This window comes from Pseudoalteromonas sp. SG45-1, assembly GCF_014164135.1.
Classification (GTDB): Bacteria; Pseudomonadota; Gammaproteobacteria; order Enterobacterales; family Alteromonadaceae; genus Pseudoalteromonas; species Pseudoalteromonas distincta.
On record NZ_JACJEP010000048.1, the window covers coordinates 1 to 10,033 of the forward strand.

The 10,033-nt window shown below is 39.1% G+C and carries 7 protein-coding genes; 2 read left to right on the forward strand and 5 right to left on the reverse strand.

Translation table 11 applies throughout. The features are described 5' to 3' along the window. Nucleotides 1-340 precede the first annotated feature (340 nt). Nucleotides 341-880, reverse strand: a complete 540-nt coding sequence (syd, locus tag H5117_RS19940; protein WP_182738982.1) for a SecY-interacting protein — start codon at nt 878-880, stop codon at nt 341-343. A 59-nt stretch (nt 881-939) separates the two neighbouring features. Between syd and queF the strand changes: the two genes are divergently transcribed. Beyond that, nucleotides 940-1,785 (forward strand): NADPH-dependent 7-cyano-7-deazaguanine reductase QueF, encoded by an 846-nt coding sequence (gene queF, locus H5117_RS19945; RefSeq protein ID WP_182738983.1) that lies wholly within the window; start codon nt 940-942, stop codon nt 1,783-1,785. A gap of 256 nt (nt 1,786-2,041) precedes the next feature. Here queF and H5117_RS19950 read toward each other — a convergent pair whose 3' ends face one another. Genes H5117_RS19950 through H5117_RS19960 form a run of 3 tightly spaced genes read right to left on the reverse strand, consistent with a single transcriptional unit; the run spans nt 2,042 to nt 8,396 of the window. Next, nucleotides 2,042-2,947 carry a peptidylprolyl isomerase gene (locus H5117_RS19950; protein ID WP_182738984.1) on the reverse strand — a complete coding sequence of 302 codons (906 nt, stop codon included), beginning with the start codon at nt 2,945-2,947 and terminating at the stop codon, nt 2,042-2,044. Nucleotides 2,948-2,979: 32 nt separating this feature from the next. Further along, nucleotides 2,980-6,669, reverse strand: a complete 3,690-nt coding sequence (locus H5117_RS19955) for a translocation/assembly module TamB domain-containing protein (RefSeq protein WP_182738985.1) — start codon at nt 6,667-6,669, stop codon at nt 2,980-2,982. Next, nucleotides 6,669-8,396, reverse strand: coding sequence for an autotransporter assembly complex family protein (locus tag H5117_RS19960; RefSeq protein WP_182733838.1), 1,728 nt, complete (start codon nt 8,394-8,396; stop codon nt 6,669-6,671). The genes H5117_RS19955 and H5117_RS19960 overlap by 1 nt, the downstream gene beginning before the upstream one ends. 214 nt (nt 8,397-8,610) lie before the next feature. Here H5117_RS19960 and H5117_RS19965 point away from each other — a divergent pair, with 214 nt between their 5' ends. After that, a complete protein-coding gene (locus H5117_RS19965; RefSeq protein ID WP_007378192.1) occupies nt 8,611-8,946 on the forward strand; it encodes a ribonuclease E inhibitor RraB in 336 nt (111 codons plus the stop codon). A 44-nt stretch (nt 8,947-8,990) separates the two neighbouring features. Here H5117_RS19965 and H5117_RS19970 read toward each other — a convergent pair. Continuing rightward, on the reverse strand, nt 8,991-10,033 hold a 1,043-nt coding region (locus H5117_RS19970), incomplete at its 5' end, for a DEAD/DEAH box helicase (protein WP_259404589.1).

Genomic DNA, 10,033 nt, shown 5'->3' on the forward strand with positions numbered 1-10,033 from the left:
GGGCTCGGTAACTGCTCCTGCGTTACCCTACTGGCTTACATCCATGTAAGAATAAGTAAAAACCGAGCAAAGCTTCCGCGTCCTGCTCACGCCCCTTACCTACATCCATGTAGGCAACAAAGAGTAAACCGTTCCTAGAAAGAACTCAAAGGGCAGCGCATGTTTGGCATTTATGCTTCGTTATCGCCTATTTATAGGGAGTAACTACACTACATAGGCTCTGCCTTGCCTAAAAACCAAACATACAGCTGAAAAATCAACCACGAAAGGTCAACACGCCCTAGTAATGGCTCTAAAAATCAGCTTAGTGATGACGCTAAGCTGATTTATTAAATACGTTTTAAACCTCTAATGCCTTTAAAAAAGCATTAATGTTAGGTGCAAGTACATGGTGTGTTTTTTTGCCGACAAACTCTAAACATACTTCACCAGTGTGCACCAAAACACTCACTAGTAAATCATCTTGTTCTGTTAAACCAATAAATACTGTTTCTGGCTGCTTGAGCTTGCGTTTCATTAAAACGTGACCCGTTATATTTTGCTGTAACAAATTAAAGTCTTCTTCGTTCCATGCTTGTAGTAATTCAACCTGATGCCCATCAATACTTGCTAAAATACTTCCACCGTACATATGTCCGTATAGCTCGCTAAGCGCTTTTGGAAACTCAAGTTCTAGTGCACTGGCTAAATCATTAAGCGAACCTGCAGGTTGCTGACGCGCCCCCTGCCATTGAATGTTTCCTCGCTCGTCAACCTCACCAACTTCACATGGGCTTGGCCATTGATCGTCGTGTGTAATAAGTGGGTACTTTGCAGTGTTTTTAAGGGTATTTTCGCTAAATTTTTGATGAAGTTGTTCTATAAGCAATGCAACAGACATACTGTGAAACTCATTTAAATTAGATATAATGTCCCCATTGTAACTATTTAAGAGCAAACATGACAGATTACAGCAATTCTCCAGACCTTAAAGGTAGCGTATTAGGCCAATCTACTGAGTATGTAGATGTGTACACGCCAAGCTTGCTTTTCCCTATTGCGCGCAAATTAAATCGTGATGCTTTAAATATTGACGAAGCAGAGCTGCCATTTAAAGGCCAAGACATTTGGACAGGTTACGAGCTTTCATGGTTAAACAATAAAGGTAAACCCCAAGTTGCCGTGGCCTTATTTAGCTTTGAGTGCCAAAGCAGCCATATTATTGAGTCAAAGTCGTTTAAACTTTATTTAAATAGCTTTAACCAAACCCGATTTGAAAGCATTGATGTAGTAAAACAGCATTTAATTGATGATTTATCAAACGCGGTTAACAGCTCTGTCAAAGTGACTTTATATAATCCTGATGATTACAATTGCTTACCGTGTACAGCGCTGCCTGGTGAATGTATTGATGATTTAGATATTGAGATTAATAATTACGACATTGATGCTAATTCACTTAAAGCAAAAAGTGATAACGTAGTTACAGAAACGCTCTACAGCCATTTACTTAAATCGAACTGTTTAATTACCTCCCAGCCTGACTGGGCAAGTGTAATTATACGATACACAGGCGAGCAAATATGCCGTGAGTCGTTATTGCGTTATTTAATTTCATTCAGAACACATAACGAATTTCATGAGCAGTGTGTTGAGCGTATTTATAGCGATTTAACAACACAACTTAATATTAAAGAGTTAGAAGTTTACGCGCGTTATACTCGTCGCGGCGGGCTTGATATAAACCCGTATCGCTCTACACATTATAACGATACGCCATTTGCAGTTAAAATTAATCGTCAGTAGGTTATTTTTAATTGGAATATGGGTATTAAAAAAAGGAGCCTAGGCTCCTTTTCTATTTGTATATTTAATTAATACCAATTCGCTTAATTAAGTGAGCTATTTTAAGGCTGGGAAAACGTGTTGATAGCTAGGCAAAAGATTAGCTATTTAGTTGTTCTCGGCAATTGCTCCTGCATTGCTCTACCTTCTGCATCCATGCAGTCGTAAATGAGAATCTTTTAACGCAGGTAACGACACGTTTAGCCCCGCAAAATGATTAAGTATTATTGCGGATTGGTATAACTTCACGCTTAGTGGGTATAGGCATACCACACACATCAACGTAATTATGTGCTTTAACAAACCATGGTTCAACACGGTTTTTACGAGCATTTATTAAGTTTTTAAACACCGGTGAGTTTGTTTTCATCACTTTAAATATACTTTTATCGCTTTGTACATCACCAAGTACTTGTATATTGGTAATTGGGTTAAATGCTTTACCTTCACTTGGTGTGCGCGCTAAACGGTTAAAATGCTCTATACCTTCGAGCACTCGACCAAACACAGTAATATTTTTATCAAGGTAGCGCGGGCCTTGCCCTATTGTTACAAAAAACTCCGTACTCGCACTGTTTATATCGTTGTCGCGCGCCATGGCAAACACGCCACTACAATGCACTTGCCATGTTTGCGTATGTGCTGAGTTTTGAGCTACTGCAAAGCCGTTTAAAAAGCCGGTAACTGGTGCATATCCGTCGCCATTTAGCTCAGTAATTAAAAGTGGTTTGTTTGTTGTTAAATAAAACTCAGCAGGGACTGTTTTATCTGCCGTTTTAATTAACTTTTTACCCAAGCTGTCGCCACCTTGCGCTACAAAACCCTCAACAAACCGATAAACGCTGGTATTTTTATAAAACCCTTCTCGTGCTAACTTTTTAATGTTTTGAACGTGCTTTGGGGCAAGCAGTTCATTAAGCTCAATGTACGCATCGCCCGTTGGCAGCGTTATCTTTAAAATATTTTGGGCGTTCACTACTCGCCAGTCATTGTCTGTTGCACTAGCAATAACTTCACTCGCGCTCAATAAAGGTAGCTCTTGATTAACAACATCATTGCCAAATTGTTGAGCACAACCGCTTAATAAAACACTAAGCAGAGCTGGCAATATAATTTTTTTCATCACTCATATCCTAATAATTATTATAGTTTTGGTTATTCCCAGTCAAACTTATATAGCACATCAACATTTTGGTATAGGCCGCTCGTTATTTCTATGTATAACTGTGAAAGTAACTGATATCGCACAGCCACCTCACTGAGCGAATCAAATACACCCACGCTATATTTAACTTGTAAGCTGGGTGCTACGTAACCTGATATTTCTACTTTGGTGCTATCGCCACTACCAGATGAGCTTAAACTTACATCTGATAACCCAAAGGTTTCACCCACCTTAGAAACAACCCCTTCGCTGCGGCTAACCCCTTGAGAAAGTAATAACTGTGTGAGCATAGCATCGCTTGACGAACTTTCCCCGTCACCCAAAGGTTGGCCATTAAGTAAATATGCAAGTGCTTGAGCTTGATCCATCGCAGGCTCAGAAAATATTTTGAGCGTTGGTTGTTCAACATTTCCCGTGAGCGTAACCCCTGCAATGACACCATTTGCAGTCGTATCGGGGTTACGTATTGCTTTAATATTTAAAAATGGTTGTTCAATTGAACCGCTAAAACCTACTTGCCCGGTGCTGATTATTAAATCTTGCCCAAAGGCTAAGTAAGTACCTTCAATTAAGTTAAGCTCACCTGTGGCTATAATTGGTGCACCTTGACTCATTTTTATCGCTAAATCACCCGCAACTTTTGATTCCAAGCCAAACGATTCTACTTTTACATCGTTTTTAACAATCACTTTTAAATCTATGTCGTAATCAAACGGAACTGTTTCGGTGGCCTCGGTTTTTTGATCAACAATAATTTCATCATCGCTAACTTGCACTGCGCCCTCAGGAAGCTCTTCAATCATTATACGACCGTAAGGCACAACTACCTTACCAGCAAGCTTGAGTGCATTATTAGCCAAGCCTATTTTTAAATCCGGCGATACTTTAAAAGTAACCCCTTGCTGCGCGCGTACATAAAACTGATCGCCAACTACCGCCACATTTACAGCAGGTTGCGCACCTTGCCAATCAACGTCACCGGTGAGGTTTATTTTACCGCCCTGGTTGTCGTTTAAGTTGCCTTTTATTGTGGCTGTTGTTTTATCAAACAATACGTTTATATTTGATTTTTGCAGCGCTATAGGCAATTGCTCGCCCTCTAAACTAATATCGCTCACATTAAGCTCGCCATTTAATAATGGATCTTTTAACGTACCTGCTAACGCGACTTTTCCACTAATATCACCTTTTAACTGCTCAAGGGTTTCAAGAAATGGTTGTAAGTCTGAAAGGAGTATTTTATCAATATTAATAGTGCCGTTAAGCGCTTGCGTATTTTGTATGTCGTCAATATCAATTTGTGTGTTTATTTTACCAAGCACACTTGATTCTAAATTAGCTTCAAGCTTGCCAACTTGAGAGTCCGAAAATGCACTAACAGTTAGAGTTTCGATTGGTAATTTAAAACGATCTTCTTCCGAGGTAAGCACCGCTTCTAAGTCGCTAGAATCGATATTTGCGCGTAATGTTTTAAGCGCACCACTTTGCCAATTAAGTGCTACATCGCCAGTTATATTACCGCGAGTACGAAGGCTATTAGGTAAAAAGTGCTTAAGCTCCTCAAGAGCTAAATTGCTTAGTTTAGCATTTAGCTGACCGAGGTTTTTTGATTGGGCTAAGGTGTCTATGCACAATTTACTTTGCTCAGATGCCCAACAATGTGCACTTACATCAAAGTCGCCACTTTGCGTATTAACCATAATGGCAATATTTTTAGTATTACTAAAACTAAGCTTTTTATCGCTGAGCGTTACATTACTAAGCTCGCCATTCCAAGTGGTATTATTAATTTTGCCATGAACTTCAAACTCTACACTGCCTTGCTCAGCATCTACAGATGCCGTAAGTTGGTGATCTGTTTTGTCGCCGCTAATATCAATTTTAACGCTATTAATTTGCTGTTCGGCTACAAGCGCCGAACCAACACTTACCGAAACATCGGTTTGCCAATCGGCTGCGGTATCTAACTGCCCTTTTACTGATAATTTATTAATGTTTATTTCATCAAAAATAAAGCGATCGAGTATTAGCGCTAAATCAACAGAGGGCGTTAACCTTTCCCCTCTCACTTTTAAATTTGCGTTGCCATCAGCAGTAAATGGAATATTAGCTTTTTCATCACTTTTAAGCGTTACTTTGCCATCAACTTGCCAAGTGTCATCAACTTGCCCGCTTAGTGCTAATTTATTGGTGCCACTACTTAAATAAAAACTATCAATATTAGCTTTTAACGTGTTGTCGAGCTTAAAGTTTGAGGCAAATTCTAGTGGCACGTCGTTAAGTAATCCGTTTAACTTTGTATTATTCATTTGTAGCTGCCACTTGTCGTCAGCTGCATTAAACGAGCCTTTAAACTGTCCTGAAATATCACTGGTAGCTGCATCAGTTAAGTACTGCGCTTTTAAGTTAGCAAGCGTGCCATTAAAGTTAGCCTGTATGCCTTTTTGCCAATCAACATTGGCTTGTATAGTTGCACTGCTTTCGTTTGCTTTAATGCTTAGCGCTTGTAAAGTTGCTTTGGTGAGACTGCCTTTTAATTGGGTATTTAAGTCAACAGCTGGGTACGCGCCTAATTGGCTATTACCCTGCAGGCTAAGCTGGTAATCGTCGGCATTACCTTGTGCATTGAGGCTTACATTTCGCACTTTAAGCGCATTACTTTGTGCATCAATAAGCCACTGTTTAATTTTGCCATTTAACTCAAACGGATAGTTTTTTTGCTTTAAATTTGCCGTTGCCGTTAAACTAAGCGGATATTGTCCCTGCGTTTCTAAATTTAAGTTTAGGTTTGATAAGTCGCCATTCAACTGCAAATTGGCTTGGTGCTCATCACTTTGTAAAACAACATCCCCTTTTACGGGCAAGTTCCCTGCAAGCTCAGCATTAAGGTGCGTATTAAGCTGCCACTGCTCATACTTTGCTGAGAATGACTCTAAATTAATAACCGCATCTTCCACACTTAATTGCAGCGAGATGTTTTCAATAACATGCTGGGCTTCGTTTTGCTCAATCGTAATGTTAGCTATTTCAAAGTCTTCAACAACTAAGTCAAGTGGCGAAGTAAATTCTATATTAGGTAATGCGGGTAGGTGCGTTAAAAGCGCTTGAGTATTTTGCGCCGTTTGTGTTTTCGCATCTTGTTCTTGCTCTTTTAAAGCAACAAGTATGGTGGGAATATTCAGGCTTTTAACCGTCAGCTTTGAACCCTCTGCTTTTGCTGAGAGTTTAAAGTTATTAACGCTTACGTTTGCACTTGGATGCTCTAGCGTAAATTTATTGATCGCAATGTTTTTTAAAGCAATATTAAAAGGTAAGCTGATTTTTTCAAGCGGCTCTGCAGCGGCTTCTTCTTGTGACTCTGCAGTTTTTGGTAATGTTAAATTTATAGATTTAGCACTTAAGTTATCTATACAAATTCCATCGCACTGCCACCAAAACAAATCAATTTTCAATTGTTGTGCATTAAAATCCAATCCGTTGCTAGTAAAGCGCACATTAAAGGCATCATTATAAATAAAACGGCCATCTTTAATTTCAATATGTAGTCCGTCTACCGCTTTGTTTGCACTATAAGCAATAAATTGATTACCGGGTGCGGTAAATAACAAACAAAATAGTGCAACAACTAACGTGACAAAAATAGCACTTACGGCGGCTGTTATCTTTTTTAATACTGACATTAAATTTCTGGCCCTATGGTAATACTTAAACGTGTGCTTTTACTTTCTTTTGTTAATCCCCAAGCGTGGTCTATACGCACTGGGCCAACGGGTGTTAAATAGCGAAAACCAAAACCAGCGCCTACTTCAAAATCATCAGAAAAATCATTCGTCGCAGTACCACCGTCAACAAATAAAGCTGCGCGCCAGTTTTGAGCAAACTGATAGTTGTACTCTATTGTACTGGTTAGTAAGTATTTACCACCGATGAGATCGCCATCATCATTTTCCGGCGATATTGATTGGTACGCAAAACCACGAACACTTTGATCGCCACCTGCATAAAAGCGCAGTGAGTAAGGTACGTTTTCAATATCATCAACAAGCATTGCACCAACATTTGCTTTTAAAAACACTAAATGCTTCTCTAAGTATGTACGTAACCACGCATGTTGCATTTGTACCCTAATCAGATTAGTACTCGAAAGCACATCATCTAAGCCAAACTCAGCAGATATAAGCCACTGCTCTCCCCAGTATGGAGTCGTGCCGCCTTTTGATTTTTTGCGGGCGTAGCTAATGCCCGGCATTAACATTTCGGTACTTTCTTCCTCTTCATCACCGATACGGTAGGTTTCTTGGTCGCGGCGTAAAAATGCAGTACGCACCCACTTATTTTCGGTTAACCATTGGCGCTGAATTTGCCCCGTGAGTATTTCACTGTAGGTATCGTTTGTTAGTTCATCCTCTAATTTATATCCAGCAGAAAAACGCCATAAATCATCATTCGGATCATCAACTGGAATGGTATAAGCCATGGAAATATCTTGCTGCTTTTGCGCCACATTTAAATTAGTTTCGAGATAATGGCCGTCTTCTGTGATCCACGGTTTACTCCATTTAAAACGCACTTTGGGCCCTAAGTCAGTACTAAAACCGCCGCCAATTTCATAGCTATTTGCAGGCTTGTGCAACACATCTACCTTAATAGGTACTTGGCTATTTTTACGCGCAGCAATATCGGCGTAAACGCGCACGCTTGCAAAATAAGGGGTGCTTGATAAATCCAAATTATAGTCAGCAATATGTGTTGATTTATAAGGTTGGCCCTGAGTAAAAGGCGCAAGCGAGCGTATGTATTTTTCAGCAGGCGTATTACTAGCTATTTTTATATCACCAAACTGATATCTAACCCCAGTATCAATTACAAAAGTAATAACAGCACTATTTTTCTTAAGTGACACTTCTAATTTGCGCGCTGGCCACTTTGCATCAAAATAGCCAAGCTCCAATAGCATAGATTCTATTTTTTTATGAGCAGAGTCGTATCTACCATGATTTAAAACATCACCTTGTTTTAAGTTGGTATTTTTAATTAATGCCTGTAATTGAGTATCATTTTGGCCATCGCCGTTTAACGTAATATTAATTGCTTCTATGCGAGTTGCAGGACCTCGCTCAACTTTAACAATTAACTCGCTGTCGTCTTTATCATAAATAACCTCGACGGTCGGGCTATAATAACCAAGTGCTTTAATGCTATTTTGTACTTGCTTTTGGGCATAACGACGAAGTGTACGGGTTGGTTTTTCACCAATTAATTGCTTGAGATAAAGGGCTACGTTATTTTCTAAATCGCCACTTAACCCTTTAATTTCGTAATCTTCTATGACTTTTTCTGCAGCATAGCTATTTGTCGCAATTAAAGCGCTCACAACACATATGCAACGTAAAAACTTAATAAACAAGTAAATATCCTTACTTTTAATATCTTACATAAAACTGGCTGATTACGCGCATATTAGCATAGCCATAATGAGCAACACATTAACTTAATGACAATCTAACGCGTAAATTTAACTTTGAATAAGTATCAGCATAATTAAAATTAGTACGCGTTAAGACAATATTTTAGTTACAATAGTGCCTACGAATAAAAAATTAATTTTAAATGAGTTTTTAATGCAATTCCCTGATGATGATAACGGCCAACTTTTAGCCGAAATAGCCGCTGCTGGCATTGATTTAAATAAAATGCACCAAGTCGATTTTTTTATTTTATTCGAACAAGAAGCCGATGCTGAAAAATTTGCTAAAGAAATAGTCTCTGATGCATTAGTTCAAAATGCTGAGCTTGAAAAATGTAAAGACACTGGCGTTTGGGAAGTAATCACTCAAGTACAAATGGTGCCAGAGCACACCCTTTTAGGCCAAGCTGAGCAATACATTGAAAGCATTGCTAATAGCTTTAATGGATATGGTGACGGCTGGGGATTAATGGACGGTGACGAGGCTTAGTTGCCTTTTAATTGTATTAGTTCAATGTACTCTATCAGTTAAGCTTAACGGCTTAACTGATTTGCCTTCCTAAAATTGCCTTTATAATCAAATAGCTTATCAGCCACTTTCCAACCATACTTTTTGCTTTTTCGTGCAATAACAAAATCTGGTGGTACTAATTCAAATTGTGCGCTTACTACTTGCGCTGCAGTTTTAAAATTAATAGGTGTTTGTCCAAGTCCTACTCGTAGACCAAATTGCTTATTAAATATAAATTGCCCGCCCTTATTTGCGAGGTTATATACCTCATCGCAACTTGCGCCATCTTCATCAAAATACGTTACTTTAATAAGTTCATCTTTAATTAGAGTTACCGATAACCCACTACATCGAAGCACAAGTGCGTCTTTTAAGTTTAATGCATTGCGTAACTTATCATCAGGGTCGGCCATTACCGCGCCGCAATCATGGCATTTACGTGCAGCAATATCATTTTGGGCACCGCACTGCTCACATTCTTTAAACCTAAAACGATAATCGCACTGCTCTTTATGCCCATCATCATCTTCTAACAGGCCTTGGCAACGCCTGCCAAAGTGCTCTATTACTTTGCCAGTGGAGTCTGTTTTACCCCAAAATATATTCGCAAACCCACAACCTGGGCAAAGTACCTGCACAGATTCATTATCACTATCGCCTTTTTTATCACCTACTTCTGGGTGAAATAAATTAAAACCATTGCCAGCATAATCTATTACTAAGCAATCCGTTTTTGATTCAGATAACCTTAAACCTCGCCCCACAATTTGTTGATATAAACTAACTGATTCTGTAGGTCTTAAAATAGCTATAAAGTCGACATGTGGCGCATCAAATCCTGTAGTTAATACCGAAATATTAACTAAATACTTTAATTGCTTAGCTTTAAATTGCTTAATGATTTTATCGCGCTCAGTGTTTGGCGTATCACCTGTGATTAGTGCACTTTGATGAGCTGGCAAGTAGCTTAATATTTCCTGGGCATGCATTACCGTGGCGGCAAAAACCATAACCCCTTCGCGCTCTTCACTGTATTGAATTACTTGCTGTAATATAGCCTGCGTTG